Raw genomic sequence first — 1,380 nt, forward strand, 5'->3', positions numbered from 1 at the left:
GTGTCGGCTCCGGTCGAATCTTGAGCAGTTTCTTCCGGGGTGGTTTCTAGGGGCGGTCGCAACACTTCTCTAGATTCTGGAGGTTGTGTTGGCATCGTCGCGTCGGGTGAAGAAGGGGCCGGGGCGTCGTCCGCTGTCGGCCAAGCGTCAGCGGTTCCTGGAGTTGCGGGCCAGGGGGTGGAGCGTGCGGGCTGCGGCCCGTGAAGTCGGCGTGTCCCGGTCTGCGGCGACGAACTGGACCCGCGGCTACAAGGTCTTCCGCAACGGTGTCGAAGTCAAGTTCGTCCCGCCACTGGATCGGCTCGAGGTACGCGAGATCAGCCCTCGATTCCTGTCCCAGGACGAGCGCATCGAGATCGCCGATCTCCGTCGTTGCGGGCTGAGCATGCGTGCGATCGCCAGCCGACTCGGCCGAGCACCATCGACGATCTCCCGGGAACTGCGGCGCAACGCGCCGACCGGACGCGGGTACAGGCCCTTCGATGCTCATCGGCACGCGGCTGCACGTCGAGCACGTCACCATCGACGCCGTGTCGATGTCAACGTTCAGCTGGGCCGCGTGGTCGCCGAGCTGCTCGGTCGGCGGTGGAGCCCACAGCAGATCAGCCGGCACCTGCGCCTGCTCTTCCCCGAGGATCGGTCGATGTGGTTGTGCCATGAAAGCATCTATGCGGCTGTCTACCAACCAAATTCGCGCTTCATGCGACCGTCACGGTTGGCGCCGCACCGCCGCTCGCCGCTGCGCACTGGTCGAGATCACCGCCGCGCGCACCAGCGACAGCAGCGCCGACGAGGCCGCTTCCAACAGCCAATGCTCACCATCCATGACCGCCCGTTCCCGCCGGTCGATCGATCCGAGGCCGGGCATTGGGAGGGTGACCTCATCATCGGTGACAACCACCTCTCGGCGATTGGCACGTTGGTTGAGCGTCAGACCCGGATGCTGCGACTGGTCCATCTACCCCGCGCCGACTCCGACTCGCTGCATGCCGCCCTGGTGGCTCGCATGCAAGATCTGCCGCCGGCACTGATGCGCTCGATCACCTGGGACCAGGGCACCGAGATGGCGCGTCACCTGGCCACCGCCGAAAAGCTCCGCGCGCCCATCTACTTCTGTGACTCCCGGTCACCCTGGCAACGCGGGACCAATGAGAACACCAACGGGCTGCTTCGGGACTATTTCCCCAAGGGAGTCACCCTGGCCATCCATTCGCCACAGCACCTCAAAGCAGTCGAAGAGGAGCTCAACAATAGGCCACGCATGGTGCTGCAAGACCGTTGTCCGGCTGACTTATTCGCGACGCTGCTAACCTCTGAAAGTCGGTTGGTGTTGCGACGTTGACTAGAACCCAACCCGGAACTACCTGCTCAATTTTCGAC

1 protein-coding gene is annotated in these 1,380 nt (G+C 64.3%); it reads left to right on the plus strand.

The window, feature by feature from the left end; translation table 11 throughout:
- Positions 1–106: 106 nt before the first annotated feature.
- Positions 107–1,342 carry an IS30 family transposase gene (locus tag A5650_RS00435; protein WP_082950534.1) on the plus strand — a complete coding sequence of 412 codons (1,236 nt, stop codon included), beginning with the start codon at positions 107–109 and terminating at the stop codon, positions 1,340–1,342.
- Positions 1,343–1,380 lie beyond the last annotated feature (38 nt).

The sequence above is a fragment of the Mycobacterium sp. 1164985.4 genome (assembly GCF_001668575.1).
Taxonomy (GTDB): Bacteria; Actinomycetota; Actinomycetes; order Mycobacteriales; family Mycobacteriaceae; genus Mycobacterium.